We start from the raw sequence: 18,312 nt of genomic DNA on the forward strand, positions 1-18,312 counted from the left end.
GATTGCCGAAGAACTTCCGGCACCATCTAACATACAGGAGATTTTATGACTGCTCAGAAAGGCAGCACCGTCAAGGTTCACTACACCGGCACACTCAAAGCTGACGGTTCCCAATTCGACTCCAGCGAAGGCCGCGAGCCTCTGGAGTTCAAACTGGGCGAAGGCATGGTCATCGCCGGATTCGAAAAGGCCGTTATCGGCAAATCCGTAGGTGATTCCGTGACTGTGGAGATCCCGCCCGAGGAGGGCTACGGTGACCCCAACGATCAGTTGGTTTTTCAGGTTCGCAAGGAGCAACTGCCCCCCAACGTGGAACTGGAAGCCGGTATCATGCTGGAAATCCGCACCGAGGAGGGCCAGCCTGCCTATGTTCGCGTGACCGAGTTCGATGAGGAAATGGTCACTCTGGACGGCAACCACCCGCTGGCCGGTCAAACCCTTGTGTTTGATATCAAGGTCGTTGAAGTAGCTTAAATAGCTATACATCGATTAATTTATCCCGCCTCTTGCTGCATCGGCGAGAGGCGGGTTTTACTTATTGACGAGACGAGACATGAGCATTTCAGAACGTTGCTGCGGCATTACCCCCTTCCTGGTCATGGAACTCAATGAAAGGGCCGAAGAGATGGAACGCGAGGGTGACTCGGTCATCCGCATGTGCGTGGGCGAACCGGACTTTGATACCCCCAAATGCATCAATCGCGCTTCCTGTGAAGCTCTCGAAAAAGGGCAGACACATTACACCCACTCGCTGGGACTCAAGGAACTGCGTCAGGCTATCGCGGACGATCACAAGGCGCGCTACGACATTGACGTGGACCCGGCCAACATTGCGGTCACCCAGGGAACCAGCCCGGCCATGCTCGCCCTGTTCTCCACCATCCTCGAAGCAGGAGATCAGGTCATCACGTCTGACCCCTGTTATGCCTGCTATGACAACTTCATCACCTTTGCCGGAGCCAAACCGGTCAAGGTACCGGTCAGTGAAGACGACGCCTTCCAGTACCGCGTGTCCGCCATTCGTGAAGCACTGGAAGCCAATGACCGCATCAAGGCCATCCTCATCAACTCCCCGGCCAATCCCACAGGCACCCTGCTCTCGGCAGAACGCATGGACGCCATTGCCAAGCTCGCAGAAGAAAAGGACATCTGGGTTATCTCGGATGAGATTTACCACGGCCTGGTCTACGAAGGGAAAGAGCATTCCATTCTTGAATTCACGGACAAGGCATTCGTACTCAACGGATTTTCCAAACTCTATGCCATGACCGGCTGGCGACTGGGATACATGATCGCCCCGCCCCATTTCATGCGCACACTCCAGAACCTCTGCCAGAACTTCTTCATTTCCGCCAACACCATGGCGCAATGGGGCGGCATCGCGGCCCTCAAGGAATCCGCAGAGGACGTTGAACGCATGAAGACCATCTACAACAAGCGACGCGTCTACATGATCGACCGTCTCAAGAAGATGGGTTTTGCCATGAAGCATGAACCCACCGGCGCATTCTACGTGCTGGTGAACATGCGTCACCTTGCCGAAAAATTCGGCGGCAGCTCATTGAAGCTTGCGTATGACATCCTGGAAAAAGGCAAGGTCGCCCTGACCCCGGGCATTGATTTCGGAGAAGGGGCGGAAGGCTATATCCGCTTCTCCTATGCGACATCAATGGAGCACATCGAGGAAGGCATGAACCGGCTTGAAACCTACCTCGAACAATACGCCTGAACACGTTGAAACGTCTTGTAAAAGCGGGAGCATGGTGACCATGCTCCCGCTTTTTTTATAGCTGCTTCAACGCCTCGACCACCTTGGCTGGTTCAAGTCGTTTCGTATGGTCCACATCTGCAAAGTGACTGGCCACAGAGCCATCTGTTTTGATGATATATGTGGCAGTAACAGGCAGTTTGAACGAATCGTCACCGTATGAGGCCGGAATATCAATGCCGAAGCGGGCATATATCGGGCGTAATTTCTCGGGCAGAACAAAGGCCAAACCAAAGGATTCAGCCACCGTATTCCCCTTGTCAAACAGGATATCAAAGGGCAACGCGTCCTTTTCCGAAACCGACAGGGATTCATCCGGGACTTCCGGCGTTATGGCCACCAATTGTGCGCCGACGGCTTTGATCGCAGGGAGTTCCCGTTGTAGAGCGGCCAGCTCCAGATTGCAGTATGGACACCACCCGCCGCGGTAGAAGCTGAAAACAACCGGCCCGTCCTTGCAATATCCGGCCAATGTCCGCGCCTCTCCCTTATGATTGCGCAGAGTGAAGTCAGGAACCTGTTCCCCATCCTTGAGGGCCTGATCCCCGACACCCATGGCTTTCAGCTCCTGAGTGACTTGTTCCATGGTATTGAGGTCATCCGCAGACACCCTCTGCTTCTTTACTGCTTCGAACTTGGTAATCTGTGTATTAAGATCAGTCATTCAACATTCTCCTGAGCATGAACGTGCATCCGCGCACAGTACAGCATACACTTTTTTAGGAGAGATGAAAGAATGATATTATATTCATATAAGGTGTATCAGAATCGAACACAAAAGACGTGTGGGGCACAACACACAGTGTATTTCAGAGTATGTATTGCACATAATACAATAAACATGACTTATAAAACAGGAAATACGACAGACATACGACTTTCCAGACCAAGAAGCACACTCAAACCATAATATCCAGACCTTTGTATATCCCGCCTCCTGATCCGAGCAACAGCCCACCGCCTTGATACAAGGTGGAGATATCCATATTGGACGCATACCACAGAGACAGTGCCTCCACCTGAAGTGACTGTCCCATTTCACTCGGCGTCAGTCGATTTTCTGCTATATCAGCAAGTTTACCGAGCCTGAACGCTTCGCCGAATGTTTCTATACGGCTGGGGTTTGCGGTGAAATAGGCGTTGATCATGTCTTTGTCTCCATGCTCTCCAGCCACGGAGATACTCCCTGCCGTGTCATACATGAGCCGAAACGGTGCGGTTACTTTGACGCCGAGTTCAGCCAGATCATCACAGACGGCACGATTCCAGTCAGACTGCAATGCCGTATACTGCTCGACAATTTCCCGAAAGGAGACACTGCCAGCCGACCGTGAAGGCACGTTACTCAGAATTGACTGTATGAACTGACGAGTATTCGCATCCTGATTCTCGCCCGATTCATGACGGTTTTTTGACTGGTCAGCACCCAGAGAGAAGTCCACGTCCGACTGCGTGCGGCGGGACTGCTTGTATCCGTACCCTTGTACAGTATGATCAATAGGTTGTGTGGGCATGGCGACCTCCAGGCCATAGACAAAGACTCTCTATCCACACGTCTCCCCAACCCTGATACAGCACAAAACGTACCAGATGCATTGCACGGAACTGGAAACGATTGTATGCTTATATCAAACCGGGATAACCTCGAACGCCAAGGGAGTACCCCATGTCTTGCAAGCCACTGATCATCAAGGATGTCGATGTCTCCAGCATCTCCAACCGCAACAAGAGGCGCGTCGTCGAACTCATCCCTGTAATCATTGATGAATATTATCCTGACTTCATTTTCGAAGATCTGGACATACAGGATATTTTTGCTCTGTCGCTGAACCTTATCCCAGCCGCCTATGCCCAGACCGGTTCCATCATCATTTCCAACCGTATTTCCGACTACGAAATCAACAACAAGATCCGCATAGCCATAGAACGTGTATTGGACAACCCGACACGGGGCGGTAATTGAATTCCTCCCCACAACAACAATAAAAGGCGTGTCCCGATTGTTCGGAACACGCCTTTGTCTTTTTTATTGGGTACGGTATCAGAGTGAGGTATCGCCCTGCTTCCGCGGTTTTTCCATACCAATGACGAACATCAGCAAAGCCGGGATAACAAACACGGTGAACACCGTGGAAAGCGCCAGCCCGCCAAGGACAACCGCGCCCAGCCCTCGATACAACTCGGAACCGGGACCGGGAGCCACGGCCAGCGGCAGCATGCCGAAAACAGACGTGGTTGCGGACATGTAGATCGGTCTGAGGCGCGTCCGGGTCGCCTCAATGACCGCCTCTCTATGCTCCATGCCGTGTTCACGGATGTTCCCCAACGACTGATGGACGATAAGGATGGCGTTGTTCACGACCACGCCGATCAGGATGACAAACCCGAGCATGGTCAGAATATCCAGAGGCTGCTGCGCAATGAAGATATTCTCCAGCCACAATCCGAGGAATCCACCTGCACCGGCCAGCGGCACGGTAAACAGAATGATCAGCGGGTAGATGAAGTTCTCGAACAGCGCGGACATGAGCAGATAGGTGATGATGAGCGCCAGGATGAAGTTCCACTTCAACGCGTCGCGGGTCACGGTCAACTTGTCGGCCGCACCGGACAGGCGCACGGACACCCCTTCCATCAGACCGGTCTTCTGCACGCCGGGTATAAGCTGCTGCTCAATGACTTCCATGGCGCTCTGGAGCGGCATGTCAGTAGGCGGCGTGACCTGCAGGGTGATGGTACGTTTCCGCTCCAAATGGCGAATCTGGGTCACACCGTAGGTGTTTTCCATGTCGGCCAGAGAAGACAACGGCACGGCCCAGCCCTTGGGCGTTGCCACCAGTTGGGAATAAAGTTCCTCTGGAGTGGCCACATCCCTTGTGGACCCTTTGAGTACCAGATCGATTTTCTTTTTACCCTCTTCCTTGAAGTCACCGATGGTGCGACCATCCAGAATGACATCCAAGGCAGTGCCCAGGTCGGAAGAAGTCAGCCCCACGGCCTTGACGCGGTCACGATACGGATGAAACCGGACCTCGGGATAAAGCAGCTCAAGAGACGGAATCGGTCTGATCTGCGCCCCCTGAATGGCCTGGCTGGTCATGCCGAACATGGTCCCGGCGGCCGCCACCAGCTGATCCAGGTTTTCACCGGAGAAATCAACGTTGATGACACGGCCTTCACCCAGTCCCTGTTCAAAGATGGACGCCTGAAGCGACACCCCGAACATGCCGGGAATGGAGTTGAGAACACGCATGAACAGCGGGATCAGTCCGGAAGCATTCTGCTCTTCAGTGGAGATGGCGCCAAACAGGTTGATGGTCGGCGCAGACACGAAGAACATGCTTTCTATGCCGGGGATATCGCCCACACGCTTACCCATATACGGCTCAACCTCGTTAAAGACATGCTTACCGATGTCGAACCGTTCCTGATAGGAGAGTCCCGGCGGCGGGATCAGAATATTGAGCACCAGGTTACGGTTGCCCTGCGGCAGGTACTCCATCTTCGGAAACATGGTCACCACCATGAGCACGGACATCGCTGTCAGGCAGACAATCGTGACCAACCGATTCACCCAGTTGGCAAGGGACAACCGCAGGAGCGCGGTGATACCGTCAGCCATCTTGCCACCAATGGCGGTCAACGGCTTGAGCGCGGCCTTGGCAATGGACAGGCCAGCAGGTTTTCTGGGGCCGTCGGCAGCTTTTCGTTTACCTTGCTTACGCTCGGCAATGCCATAGAACTGATTGGCAAGCATGGGGATAACCAGGACGGACACGAAGAGAGACAGAGCGATGGCACAGGTCACGGCAATGGCGATGTCCTTGAACAACTGCCCGGCCTCCTGTTCCATGAAAACAACAGGCAGGAAGACTGCCACAGTGGTCAGCGTGGAGGCGAGCACTGCCCCCCACACTTCATTGGTTCCGTCATAGGCGGCCCTGAAGGCGGATTTACCCATATGTCGATGTCGGTCCACGTTTTCGAGCACGACAATGGCGTTATCCACCAACATACCCACGGCAAAGGAGATACCTGCCATGGACACGATGTTGAGGGACCGCCCCGCTGCCGCGAACATGATGAACGCGCCGATGATGGACACCGGGATACTGACGGCGACGATAATGGTGGAACTGAATGACTGGAGAAAAACGAACAGCACCACGATGGCCAGAATGGAACCGATGATGATATTGTTCTGCACCAGGTCGATGGCGCCGTTGATATACGGACGCTGATCATACACCCAGTTGAAATGAACGCCTTTTTCAGCCAGAGGACCGGCGTTGAGATCCTCAATAACCTTATGGACTTCATCGGTCATGGCCAGGACGTTGGTTCCCGGCTCCGGCTTGATGCCGACGACCATGCCGGTCTTTCCATTGTAGAGCATGGCGACCGTGGCTTTCTCGTTGCCGCGGGCCACAGTGGCGACATCGCCAAGGGTCACGCGGAACTGGCCGGACGACGAAATCACGACCGACTGAATATCTTCAGGGGTCTTGAACTCGGCTGGCGTACGAATACGGTAATCCCGGCGTCCCACGCCGAGGGTGCCTGCTGAAAGCGACACGTTTTCGCTTTTCAGGACGTCTATGAGTTCGGTGACGGTCAGGTTGTACGAGGCCAGCTTCACGGGATCGACGATGATATGCATCTCGTCTTCCCGCCCACCGCCTACGAACAGATCGGCCACGCCGTTCACGCGCTCGATATATTGTCGGATGTCGTTTTCAAAATAGGTCAGGTATGTGGTGATATCCTGATCGTTTCCCGGCAGCGTCTCCAGAATCAGCCAGATGACTGGAGACGTGGACGCGCCGGTGGCAGAAATGATGGGCCTGTCCACATCATCAGGATATTCAGGTACTTCGTCGAGCTTGTTGGAAACACGCAACAAGGCATTGTCGATCTCGGTACCGATCTCAAACTTCAGGGTCAGCTCCGAACGGGCGTTGTAGTTGGCGCTCTCCATCTGGGTCAGGCCGGGGATGCCCTTGAGCACCTTTTCCTGTTCCTCGACAACATCGCGCTCCATTTCGTAGGGCGTCGCGCCAGACCATGTTGTGGTGACGCTGATGACAGGCTCCGTCACGTTCGGCGAGAGCTGATACGGCAGGCTGAACAGGGCAACCAGGCCGAACATGGCGACCAGGATGACACCCACGAGCACGGCCACGGGTTTTCGTATGGCGGTTCCTATAATATCCATAAAAAACCTCTATTTCTTCTGAACCGGCTGTGCGGCCACAGGTTGATCGGGACGCAACCGCTCGTTCCCCTTGACCACGACGTCCATGCCTTCCTTGAGGACCTTGGACTTTACCCCGGCCTCCATGCCACGATACCCGACGACATAGACGGGCATGGGAGCGGCCTTGCCGTCGATCACGGCCCAGACAACCATCTGTCCGCGTGAGGAAATAATGGCATCACGAGGGACGATCAGCGTCGTGCCTCCCAACCCCTTGGGCAAAACAACGCGGGCTTCCATACCCTCAGCCAGTGAGCCATCGTTCTTCACACGAATCTTGACCGGGAACGTGCGGGTGGCCACATCGCCCTTGGGAATGGCCGCAAAGACCGTACCGGGGATTTCCTTGTCCGCAACCTTGATAGCGACCTTCAAACCGGGCTTGACCACGCCAAAAGCTTCGCGCGGGGCGTTGACCACCACATCGAACTCATCGTCACGGGCCACAACAGCCACGACTGTCCCGGTGGAGACCCACTCACCACGAAAGGCCTTACGCTCGAGCACCACACCGTCAAAGGGAGCACGGATGGTTTTCTTGGACCGCTCAACCTGCAACCGATTGAGAATGGCCTTGGCCGCAATGGTCCGCTTCTCGGCGGACAGGGCAGCCAGGCGCTTGGAATCGTACTCGCCCTCGGCCACGGTGCGGCTCTTGTACAAGGTCGTCGTCCGCTGGTTCTCTCTCTTGGCCAGTTCGTAATCGGCCTGCGCCTGATCCATCAACGCCTTGGCATTGGCAATGGACTGATTCAACAGGTCGAAGGAAAGCTGTACCAGCGGCTGCCCGCTTTTGACGCGCTGACCATCCTGCACGTTCAGGGTCACGAGCTTGCCTTCCACCTCTGCGGCGACATTGGATATCTCAGTAAAATACACCGTGCCGATAAACTCTGTCTGGGGAGCCATATCTCCGCTGGTGACCTTGTCCACCACCACAGGAGATGGCGGACGTTCACCGCCTTTCTGGGCCAGGGCCGGAGTTGCAATCACTGCAAGCAACGCTAAAACACAATAAAAAATGCGAAAACGTATCATAATAAACCCACTGTTTCCTTACAGCTTTTCCACACTTCAGACGAACATGAAAAGCCATGATCATGCAGGCTGTCCCTTGGACAGTCCCACAAAAAGACATCATCCCCTGTAGAGGTGTTACTTACAGACATCCAACTGACAGCCATGCCGATCGCTATCGGCCCGCCCCTTCCCCTCGACAGGCTTCATCCAGGGTCGGCTCCAGAATCTGCCACAGAACACGCTTGCATATTGCCAACTCTTCAGGATCAATTCCCCGAACCAGATTCGAATAATTTTCAAGAATGGTATCAACGGCTGGCTCCACCAGTTCGCGCCCTGCATCAGTGATAAAAATATGTTTGACCCGACGGTCTTCCTTACTTGCCTCGCGCCGGACCAGCCCCCGTTTTTCAAGGGCGACAACCAATCGGCTGACCCCGGTCTTCTCCTGAGACAGGACATTGCACAACCGCCCCTGGCTCAAACCGTCTACCTGGGCCAAGGGGATAAGAACACGGCACTGCTCTACGGTAATGTCCATGCCTTCGTCGATAAACCTGGTGGTCAGTTCATTAATAAAGAGCCTGGAAACTTTCCATGACAGAAAGCCCAGAGCCTCACGCGGATTCAGTTTGTCTACGGACATTCGAAAGTTGTATCTGCAACAAAGTTTTCGGTCAACCCATTTTTCGCCCTGACGGGTTGCATTAATAGGAGGATGGTTATACTGTTCCCGCCATGGAAAGATTCACCGCCGACCTCCACATCCATTCCCGTTTCTCCCGTGCGACGAGTAAGAAACTGACCATCCGGAACCTCGCAGCCTGGGGCCGACTCAAGGGACTCACGGTTTTGGGAACAGGAGACTTCACCCACCCTGAGTGGTTGGCGGAAATAGAAGAACAACTGCAGGATAACGGCAAAGGGTTGTTCACCCTGAAAAACCCCGGCGGCCTGGAAAACGAGATTCCCTCCTTTGACGGAACAATCCCCGGCCGCGTTCGTTTCATGCTCCAAACGGAGATCAGCTCCATTTATAAAAGAGGCGGCAAAGTGCGCAAGGTGCACAACCTTGTCTACATGCCGAATCTCGACGCGGTAAAACGATTCAACGAAAAGCTCGGCCAGGTGGGCAACCTCGCTTCGGATGGCCGCCCCATTCTGGGGCTCGACTCCCGAGACCTCATGGACATGGTGCTTGAATGCCACCCGCAGGCGTTCCTGGTCCCGGCCCATATCTGGACCCCCTGGTTCTCTCTGTTCGGCTCCAAATCCGGCTTTGATTCCATCCGAGAATGTTATGGCGACTATTCTGATGAGATCTTTGCCATGGAAACCGGCCTTTCCTCCGACCCGGAAATGAACTGGACCTGGAGCGAGTTGGACCGCATCAAGCTTATCTCAAACTCCGACGCCCACTCCGGGGAAAAACTGGGGCGCGAAGCCAATCTCTTCAGAGGCGAAATTTCATACGAAGGCATTTACCGGGCTTTGCGCAGCGAAGGGCTGGGCCACAAATTTCTCGGCACGGTGGAATTCTTCCCGGAGGAAGGCAAGTATCACCTTGACGGCCACCGCAAATGCGGCGTTGTACTGGACCCACACGAGACCATTGCCCGCGACGGCATCTGTCCGGTCTGCGGCAAGCCCGTAACCGTGGGCGTCTATAACCGGGTGCTTGAACTGGCCGACCGGCAGGAACCTGTCAAACCAGCCGGTGCCGCCAATTTCGTTTCCATGATTCCGCTCAAGGAGATCCTGTCCGAAGTGGTGGGAGTAGGACCGAACTCCAAGAAAGTAAACACGCTCTACATGAAACTCATCAAGGAATTCGGCAACGAAATGGATATCCTCCAGCGCGTCCCGCCCGAAGACCTGAACAAATACTCCTGTTATCTTGGCGAGGGACTGTCCCGCATGCGCGAAGGACAGGTCATTCGAAAATCCGGCTTTGACGGTGAATTCGGCGTCATCTCGGTTTTTTCGGAAAAAGAACGATCCCAGATCAAGAACGGAGGCACATTGGTGGCCATAGAACGCCCGGAGGCTCGACGGGATATCGGTGAAACAGCCTTGTCCTGCCCAACTTTTTCCAAACCCAAGACTGATGTACACCCCATCACTTACAATGCCGCCCAACGATCGGCCATTGACGCCGGCCCCGGCCCGGTTCTGGTTCTTGCAGGTCCCGGTACAGGTAAAACACAGACGCTCATGGGCCGCATAGATCGGCTCATCGACGAAAGCGTTCCCCCAAAGCGCATCCTGGCCCTGACCTTCACCCGCCGGGCTGCTCAGGAACTGCGTGAACGCATCCGTCAACTGCGCGGAGAAGACGCGGACACGCCGCAGGCCGGGACACTCCACTCCCTCTGCTTCGACTACTGGAAGCATGTCTACTCCGACACGCCGATCGTCCTGCCCGAAGCCGCTGCAAAAAAACTTTTCGCCGAGGTAAATCCCGAATTCGCGGGCAAGAACCTCGATCATTACTGGAACAAATACATCTTGGCACGCGAACAGCTTTCCGGGTTGCCCGACGATCTGGCCGAAGCACACATCAACTACGGCAACCAGAAAAACCACTGGGATCTGGTCGACTACACCGACCTGCTCGAATTCATGCTGGAGCAGTCCGATGCTCCCACGTTCCGCCTGCCCTACACCGATGTACTCGTGGATGAAGTGCAGGACCTCACTCCCCTGCAACTTGCTGCCATCAAAGGCATTGCCAAGAAAGACGGGACGGGCCTGTTCTGCATCGGCGACCCCAAACAGTCCATCTACGGATTCCGGGGTGCGGTTTCGGATGTGGAGAGCCGGCTCAAGGAACTGTGGAGCGACATGCAGCCCATCACCCTGACCGAGAACTACCGGTCCGGGCAGACGATTCTTGACTGTTCAGGCGCATTGTTCCCTGACGCTGACAAGCTCAACGCCAACCTCGACATCAAGGCCACGGTTCACCTCTTTGAGGGGCCGGACGGATTGCGCGAAGCGACCTGGATCAGCGACAAGATCAAAGGCCTCATCGGCGCCACCAGTCACTCCATCTCCGATCAGGAAGGCGGCGGCGAATTGGCACCCGGCGACATCGCCGTGCTGGTCCGTTTCAAGGCGCTCATCCCGGTCATCGAGAAAGCGCTCAAACGCGCTGGCATTCCGGTATCCACCCCTGAACTGGAAGGATTCTGGCAGGAACCCCGCGTGGCGAGCATTCTGAAAGCAGCGGAACAGTTCCTTGGAATGACCCTGGCCGATTCCGAAGACGTGATAAAACTGCCGGACCATATCCTGGCCAAAGGGCCTGTGGGATTGGCCGCCTACCTGAGCGAAACCCCGCCGTTCGATCAATTTTTCTGGGACAGTCGCCAGTTTAAGGAACTGAAAAAGGAATTTGACAACCGCGGCGGCTGGCAAGGACTGGTCAACTGGGTCTCCCTGCAATCGGAACTGGAACTGGTCCGCAAGTCCGTGGAAAAAGTCCAGATCATGACGCTGCATGCAGCCAAGGGCCTGGAGTACGATGCCGTATTCATGCCGGCCTGTGAAGAAGGTATTCTGCCGTTCGCGGGCATGGACCTGCTCACGGCCAAGGTCACGCTGACTCCGGGCCGGGGCCAACGGTTCGCAGAGGAACGCCGACTCATGTATGTCGGCATGACCCGCGCCAAACGGAATCTCTACATCAGCCGCGCGGATTCCCGACAACTCTATGGCAAGACCCTGAACCTGCCCCCGTCCAGATATTTACGGGAGCTGCCCAAATCCCTGCTGACCAAATCCACCCTGGCTGCCAAAAAAGTGACCAAGGAAAAACAGCTCGGTTTTTTTGATTAGGACAGCCGAGCCGTGCCACTCCGGCAATCCGGAGGGGGAGCGTATCGGCAGAGTCCTCTGCCAGTCATGTTTTTGGGAAAAGAAAGCAAGGTGGGCTACAGGATAAACCGATAGATTCCACGTTCGTACATCCGACAAACGTGACGCGCCGCCACCAGATTCACCCCAAACTGACGCAAACGACAGAACACATGAAGCGGATTCAATATATGCTGACACTGTTCTCGAAATGTCCTCATGGCTCTGTCCTTATCTATAGGGTTCATTCCTGACAATATTTTTGCAATAGCCATGCCCGGTAGCAATATGCCAACAATGCCTGACATTTCCAAATCCTCGCCTGATCGCAACAGGGAAAATTCTGCGCAGACTGTCCCCGTTTCCGTCGCTGATGTGCAAAAACGGATGGGCCTGGACTTTCCGTTCACCCTTGCCGCGCCATCCTTTGTGCTTCCAGCCGGTGTAGCGGAGAACAGCCTCTTTCTGGCGCAATATTTCCCGGAAATCGCGCTGCTTTTTTTCGAAGCAGACGCCTGTCTTGCGTATACCGAAGACGACCTGCCCCCTCATCTGTCCGAACTGGACTGCTCGTGGCACGTCCATATGCCGCTGGATTTTGACTGGTCACTGGGGCTGGATGTCATCTGGCGCAAGATTGAGGGGCTTATCGACAAGGCCGCCTTCCTTTCACCCAGAGCCTATGTGCTGCACCCGCCCACTGCACCGGACATGCTCCTGCCACTGGCAGCCAGATTGCGCGACAAGGGTGTGGCTCCGGCCAGCTTTCTGATCGAAAATATCCGAGGCCACAGCTTGACGCCCATTTGGGAGGAAATCCTGGCTGGTGGCTTCTCCACCTGCCTGGATATCGGCCATATTCTCGCGTATAGCCAACAGGACGTGCTGAATTTACCCCATTTATGGGAAACCGTGCGTATGTTGCATGTCTATGGCGAGGAAAAAAAAATGAAGCACTGGCCGCTGTCCCACCTCTCCGAGGAGGGCAAATCAACGTTGCGAACCCTGCTTGAGAATGCGCCTTCAGCCACGGTGACCCTTGAAGTCTTTAACCAAAATGGGCTTTTCGCATCCCTGAATCAACTCGGACAATGGATGTCCGAATGGAGCCATAAAAAATGATCATCCTGGTACTCGGAGGGAACAAGTCAGGCAAATCCGACTTCGCCCTTGATTTATTGGCTGACGCACCCGATCCGGGGGTGTTTATTGCTACAGGAAAGGCAAAAGATCTCGAATTCAGAGAGCAAATACGTCAACACCGCACAAATAGGGCCTCTGAAATTGAGGTAATCGAAGTTTCCGAAGACTTGCCACAGACGCTGAGACAGGATAAATTGCCGTTTCCATCCGTGCTTGTTGATAGCTTGGACTACTGGCTTTTCGCCTGTCGAGAAGCGGGCCAGGAGGCGGAAAAGTTACAAGAATTCATGGAAGTTCTTGAGAATTGGGGTGATGGCACCCTGATACTGGTCTCGTGTGAGACAGGACTTGGACCGCTGCCAGCCGGCAGTGCGGTTCGAGCTTTTGTGCGGAGCCTCGGCGCGCTCAATCAGCGCATCGCAGTTGTCGCTGACCAGGTCTTTCTGGTTGCGGCAGGGCTACCGTTAACCCTGAAACAGGGATAGTTTGTGGCACTTTTTCGACAGTTGGATGAACAGGTCGAGCAACTCCTCGAGCTCTTCAACAAAGACGACAACTGGCTTATAGCAATAAACGCGGACCCGGATGCCCTGGGTTCTGCACTCGCCCTAAGGCGAATGATGGCACGCAAGGTCAACGCCGTAGCAATTGCTCAGATCAATGAAATCAAACGACCGGACAACCTGTCCATGATCCGCTACTGCCGCATACCCACGCAGAAACTCATTCCCAATCTCGCGGCCCAGTACAACAAATTCGCTCTCATCGACTCTCAGCCCCATCACAATCCCGAGTTCAAGCCATTCGATTTTTCCGTAGTCATCGACCATCATCCCATTGCCCCGGACAATCCGGTGGAAGCGGATTTTGTGGACATTCGGCCCAAATACGGCTCTGTCTGCACCATGATGACCGAGTATCTCTACAACATGAAGATTCGCCCGGCAAAACTGCTGGCCACGGCGCTCATGTACGGTATCCGCTGCGACACCCGCACCTTTGAGCGCAAGTTCATTGATGCGGACATGGCCGCCTTCAAATACCTGAGCAAATATTCCGATTCAAAACTCATGAATCGCATCAGTCGCAGCGAGTTCCATCTCGACTGGATGCGCTATTTCTCCCGCGCTTTCTATAATCTGCGCCGCATCGGTCACGGCCTGTTCGCACATTGCGGCAACGTTGAAAACCCGGATATTCTGGTTATTGTCGCTGATTTCTTCACCCGTGTTCACAATGTCCCCTGGGTCGTTGTTTCCGGCACGTCGGACGAGAAGCTCGTCTGCATCCTGCGTGGAGACGGTCTCCGACGCGACATGGGTACCATGGCGCAAAAACTCATGGCCGGACTCGGCTCTGCCGGTGGCCACAAGCAGGCTGCCCGCGCCGAAGTGGAAATCGAAGAGCTCAATGGAGAAGACCCGGAAATCTTCATGCTCAAGCGCCTCGGGCGCATTTCCAAGCGCACCATACGCCGTATCTGACTCCGACAAAGCCAGCCATACAGACTGCTGCATGCTGTGATGAAACCGGCCCATGTGTACGCCAACTACTCTTTGGGCCAGTATTTTTTTGCGATCTGCATGCGCACGAAACAAAACACGTTAACCCATACAGTGAATATGAGTGGACCATGTCATTAAAAGAACGCCTCAATTTCGATACGGAACCTGTCTACCTCATTGACGGTACTGCCCTGCTCTACAGAGCATTCTACGCCCGCGCCGACTTGTCCCGTTCGGACGGTTTTCCGACCAATGCGATCAATACGGTCCTGCGCGTCCTCATGAACCTGCTCAAGGATGAAAACCCCACCCATGTGGCCTTCATGATGGACGGCAAAGGGCCAACGTTCCGCAATGAAAAATATGATCTGTACAAGGCAAATCGTCCGTCCATGCCCGAACCGCTGGCCCAGCAGATCGAACCGGTGCAGGAAGGGGTCAAACTCCTCGGCCTCAAGCTGCTGATCTCGGATGGTGTCGAGGCCGATGACTGCATCTGCGCACTGGCCAATCGTTACAAGAAAGACCGCCCGGTGATCATCATGGCTTCGGACAAGGACCTCAAGCAATGCCTTGACGACAATGTGGTCATGATCAGCCAGCATGGACGAAAGGAAACCATCTATACGCTGGACGGATTCCGTGAAAAAGAAGGCATGGAGCCTGACACGTGGCCGGATTTTCAGGCAATAATCGGTGACTCGGCCGATAACATCCCCGGCATTCCCAAGGTCGGCCCAGTGACCGCACGCAAGATTTTTGCCGAGACCGGCCCCACCCTGGAGGATGTACAAGAGAATTACACCCGCCTGCCGGACAAGCTGCGCGAGAAGATCGAGCCTGAATTGGAAAATATTTTCCTTTACCGCGAACTGACCCGCATGAAGACCGACTGCTGTGATCAGCCAGTGGAGGAATTCATCGTCAAGGATATCAATACCGACAAGTTGAGCGCATTCCTGGACGAATATGAGCTGCGCGGACTTCAGCGTAATATTCCCCGTCCGAAAAAGGCTGACACGCTCCCGGCAGCGGCAGCCACCGCAGCGAAAAGCAAGGCCGGTGGTGACGGCATGCTGTCACTTTTCGGCGACGCCCCGGCAGCAGAGAAGCCCGAGGCTCCCCTTGCCGTTACCGAAGCAGCAACTGCGGACGCCCTGCCCAGCCTGGCAGGTGAAGACGTGGGATTGACCTTTGAAGACGACACGTTTTTTGTCGGCCTGATGGACACGGAGTACCGCTACACCGGTCCCGTGCCCGATCTGGTCCGCGCCCTTGAGAACGCCAGCATCATCGCCACGCCGTCGGTGCAGGAGTTGCTTCGCGCCGACTCATCGTGGAATTATATTCTTTCATCCCAATGGTTTGATCTGAGTCTGGCCGCATACCTGCTGGACCCGGAATCCCGAAACTACACTTGGGCCCGCCTCAAACAGTCCATGTTTCAGGATGGTCGCCCGGAATTTGCCCAGCCCGCCAAAGACCTGCACCCGCACTCCAAAGGACTGGCCGCGCTGGCCTATATGCAGGGCATAAAGAATCAGGTGGAAGGCGCGGAATTGACCAGGCTCATGGTCGAGCTGGAAATCCCGCTCATCCCGGCGCTGGTGGAGATGGAAAAGGCCGGTATCGGTATTGATCTCACGGCATTCCAGGAATTTCTGGGCGATGTCAGCAGCCAGCTTGCCGAATTGACACGAACGATCATTGAACTCGCTGGCGAGGAGTTCAATATCCGCTCCAGCCAACAGTTGGCCGTTGTTCTGTTCGACAGGCTGGATATCAAGGCCGGTGGCAAGACCTCCACCGGGTTGCGCTCCACCGCCAACCAGGTGCTTGAAAAGATTCGCGACAAACACCCCATTGTGGAGGCGGTGCTCCAGTATCGCATGCTGGAAAAACTGCGCTCCACCTACCTTGAACCACTGCCCAAACTGGTGGATGCGGATTCACGGCTGCACACCCATTTCAATCAGCTTTCAACAGCCACGGGCCGCCTTTCCAGCTCGCGACCGAACCTGCAGAATATCCCGATTCGCGGTATACACGGCCCACGAATGCGCGGCTGTTTCTGTGCCGGAGAAGGCAACATGCTGGCCGCAGCAGACTACTCCCAGATCGAACTCAGGGTGCTGGCCCATTTCTCCAAGGACCCGGCTTTGCTGGATGCCTTCCGTAATGATGAAGATATCCACTCTCGCACCGCCGCTCTGCTCAACGACAAGGCCGTGGAAGACGTGACCACCGATGAGCGACGCGGAGCCAAGACCATCAACTTCGGTCTGATCTATGGCATGGGTGTGCAAAAGCTCGCCCGCGAACTCAAGATCAAACAAACCGAAGCCAAAGAATTCACGGAAACCTATTTTGAAAAGATGGCGACCCTCAAGGCCTACTACGAGACCATTGTGGAAGACGCGCAAACGCACGGCTTCGTGACCACTCTTGCCGGACGCCGCCGCCTGCTCCCGGAGCTGCACTCCCGCAACAACCAGCTCGCATCCCAGGCCAAACGCCAGGCCGTGAACACAGTCATTCAAGGCTCGGCAGCCGACATCATTAAAATGGCCATGGTCGCGGCCTACAAGGATCAGGAACTCAAAAAACTCGGCGCACAACTCATCCTGCAAGTACACGATGAACTCATAGTGGAAGCCCCGGCAAAGAACATAGAAGCCGCCGGAGCTCGACTCAAACAGATCATGCAGGACGTAGCCAAGCTGGATGTACCGCTCAAGGTAGATTTAGGAATAGGAAAGAATTGGGCTGAGGCGCATTAAATGAACAGTTAACCGGGAGGGAGCGAGGCGGACGACTGTTCGGGGAGCGGAGCCAGTCCGATCAGATTCCTGCTTGGGAAGGTTGTGCGGCAGCGACGGCTCTTTCTTCGTTTTTCCTTATGCCAAAAGACGTTTCTTTCCCCACAAAAAAGCCCCGATCAACGGGGCGGTGCTCTTAAGCCCATGGAGAAAAAGCCGCGTCCCTTCTAGGGTTGAGACATTCCCATGTACCGCTCTACTATCGCGTCAATGGTCCCATCCCTCTTCATCTGCAAAATAACCGCATCAAACTCCGACAGTCGTTTGGAAATCGCATACTGTTTGCTGATCAGCAGATGAAACGACATCGGGGCAAACGACACATCGGTCTGAACGATATCTTTCGACAACCCCGATTCCTCAATAAAAGACCAGGCGGCGACAGGCCATTCAATGGCGATGTCCCCGCGCTTGTTGGCAAGCATGCGCCACACATTCTTGAGGTATGGGGCGTGGTATGTCCTGATACCATGAGCAACGATATTCTGTTCATTCCAACCGTTGCCGACATACGTAACCACTGTCAAATCCAAATTCTTGATATCCTCCAGACTTTGAATAGCCTTGATTTGTTCAAGCTTGGGATGATCGGCACTGGTGAATATCGTCTGTTTTTTTATATAGAAGGGATGTTCATGAGTGTTGGCATATTGCAAGCGCTCCGGCGTGGGCACCGTAACCATGGCATGCGCCTCGCCGCTACGAACCTGCGCCTGACATCGCCCCCAAGGGAAGCTCTTCCAGTACGATTTCACCCCAATGCGAGACAAGCCCTCTGATACGATCTCATAAAAAAAACCAACCATATTCCCATCAGAATCACGTGAAAAAAACGGCCAGAAATCCGGGTAATCGATAACCAGTATTTTCCCGTCCGCATCAGCAGGCTCTTCCTCTCCTGCCAGGGCAGTATGAATCAACATGCTCGAACTCAGAAAGAGA

14 protein-coding genes are annotated in these 18,312 nt (G+C 54.7%); 8 read left to right on the top strand and 6 right to left on the bottom strand.

The window, feature by feature from the left end:
* The first annotated feature begins 45 nt into the window (after positions 1 to 45).
* The gene (locus SRBAKS_RS05935) at positions 46 to 474 is read left to right on the top strand and encodes an FKBP-type peptidyl-prolyl cis-trans isomerase (protein WP_229594893.1); all 429 of its coding nucleotides are present in this window, start codon (positions 46 to 48) and stop codon (positions 472 to 474) included.
* Positions 475 to 553: 79 nt separating this feature from the next.
* Positions 554 to 1,729 (top strand): pyridoxal phosphate-dependent aminotransferase, encoded by a 1,176-nt coding sequence (locus tag SRBAKS_RS05940; protein WP_229594912.1) that lies wholly within the window; start codon positions 554 to 556, stop codon positions 1,727 to 1,729.
* A gap of 55 nt (positions 1,730 to 1,784) precedes the next feature.
* Here SRBAKS_RS05940 and SRBAKS_RS05945 read toward each other — a convergent pair whose 3' ends face one another.
* Positions 1,785 to 2,432 (bottom strand): peroxiredoxin-like family protein, encoded by a 648-nt coding sequence (locus SRBAKS_RS05945; RefSeq protein ID WP_229594914.1) that lies wholly within the window; start codon positions 2,430 to 2,432, stop codon positions 1,785 to 1,787.
* Between the two features lie 235 nt (positions 2,433 to 2,667).
* Positions 2,668 to 3,282 (bottom strand): hypothetical protein, encoded by a 615-nt coding sequence (locus tag SRBAKS_RS05950; RefSeq protein WP_229594916.1) that lies wholly within the window; start codon positions 3,280 to 3,282, stop codon positions 2,668 to 2,670.
* A 152-nt stretch (positions 3,283 to 3,434) separates the two neighbouring features.
* Here SRBAKS_RS05950 and SRBAKS_RS05955 point away from each other — a divergent pair, with 152 nt between their 5' ends.
* On the top strand, positions 3,435 to 3,731 hold the full coding sequence (locus SRBAKS_RS05955; RefSeq protein WP_229594918.1) for a late competence development ComFB family protein: 297 nt from the start codon (positions 3,435 to 3,437) through the stop codon (positions 3,729 to 3,731).
* A 78-nt stretch (positions 3,732 to 3,809) separates the two neighbouring features.
* Here SRBAKS_RS05955 and SRBAKS_RS05960 read toward each other — a convergent pair whose 3' ends face one another.
* The 3 genes from SRBAKS_RS05960 to SRBAKS_RS05970 all read right to left on the bottom strand — a co-directional run bounded on the left by SRBAKS_RS05960 (position 3,810) and on the right by SRBAKS_RS05970 (position 8,691).
* Positions 3,810 to 6,983: an efflux RND transporter permease subunit gene (locus SRBAKS_RS05960; protein ID WP_229594920.1), complete on the bottom strand. Its 3,174-nt coding sequence runs from the start codon at positions 6,981 to 6,983 to the stop codon at positions 3,810 to 3,812.
* Positions 6,984 to 6,992: 9 nt separating this feature from the next.
* Positions 6,993 to 8,063 (bottom strand): efflux RND transporter periplasmic adaptor subunit, encoded by a 1,071-nt coding sequence (locus SRBAKS_RS05965; RefSeq protein ID WP_229594922.1) that lies wholly within the window; start codon positions 8,061 to 8,063, stop codon positions 6,993 to 6,995.
* Positions 8,064 to 8,217: 154 nt separating this feature from the next.
* Positions 8,218 to 8,691 (bottom strand): MarR family winged helix-turn-helix transcriptional regulator, encoded by a 474-nt coding sequence (locus SRBAKS_RS05970; RefSeq protein WP_229594925.1) that lies wholly within the window; start codon positions 8,689 to 8,691, stop codon positions 8,218 to 8,220.
* Between the two features lie 92 nt (positions 8,692 to 8,783).
* Between SRBAKS_RS05970 and SRBAKS_RS05975 the strand changes: the two genes are divergently transcribed.
* The 5 genes from SRBAKS_RS05975 to polA all read left to right on the top strand — a co-directional run bounded on the left by SRBAKS_RS05975 (position 8,784) and on the right by polA (position 17,331).
* Positions 8,784 to 11,885, top strand: a complete 3,102-nt coding sequence (locus SRBAKS_RS05975; RefSeq protein WP_229594927.1) for a UvrD-helicase domain-containing protein — start codon at positions 8,784 to 8,786, stop codon at positions 11,883 to 11,885.
* 315 nt (positions 11,886 to 12,200) lie between these two features.
* Positions 12,201 to 13,025: a cobamide remodeling phosphodiesterase CbiR gene (gene cbiR / locus SRBAKS_RS05980; RefSeq protein ID WP_229594937.1), complete on the top strand. Its 825-nt coding sequence runs from the start codon at positions 12,201 to 12,203 to the stop codon at positions 13,023 to 13,025.
* Positions 13,022 to 13,531: a bifunctional adenosylcobinamide kinase/adenosylcobinamide-phosphate guanylyltransferase gene (locus tag SRBAKS_RS05985; protein WP_229594939.1), complete on the top strand. Its 510-nt coding sequence runs from the start codon at positions 13,022 to 13,024 to the stop codon at positions 13,529 to 13,531. The genes cbiR and SRBAKS_RS05985 overlap by 4 nt, the downstream gene beginning before the upstream one ends.
* Before the next feature lie 3 nt (positions 13,532 to 13,534).
* Entirely contained in the window at positions 13,535 to 14,530 is a 996-nt protein-coding gene (locus SRBAKS_RS05990) for a DHH family phosphoesterase (RefSeq protein ID WP_229594941.1), read from the top strand.
* Positions 14,531 to 14,679: 149 nt separating this feature from the next.
* Positions 14,680 to 17,331: a DNA polymerase I gene (gene polA, locus SRBAKS_RS05995; RefSeq protein ID WP_229594943.1), complete on the top strand. Its 2,652-nt coding sequence runs from the start codon at positions 14,680 to 14,682 to the stop codon at positions 17,329 to 17,331.
* A 206-nt stretch (positions 17,332 to 17,537) separates the two neighbouring features.
* Here polA and SRBAKS_RS06000 read toward each other — a convergent pair whose 3' ends face one another.
* Positions 17,538 to 18,293: a substrate-binding periplasmic protein gene (locus SRBAKS_RS06000; RefSeq protein ID WP_229594952.1), complete on the bottom strand. Its 756-nt coding sequence runs from the start codon at positions 18,291 to 18,293 to the stop codon at positions 17,538 to 17,540.
* Positions 18,294 to 18,312: the final 19 nt, after the last annotated feature.

Origin of the sequence: Pseudodesulfovibrio sediminis, assembly GCF_020886695.1 — a bacterium.
In the GTDB taxonomy this organism is placed as follows: Bacteria; Desulfobacterota; Desulfovibrionia; order Desulfovibrionales; family Desulfovibrionaceae; genus Pseudodesulfovibrio; species Pseudodesulfovibrio sediminis.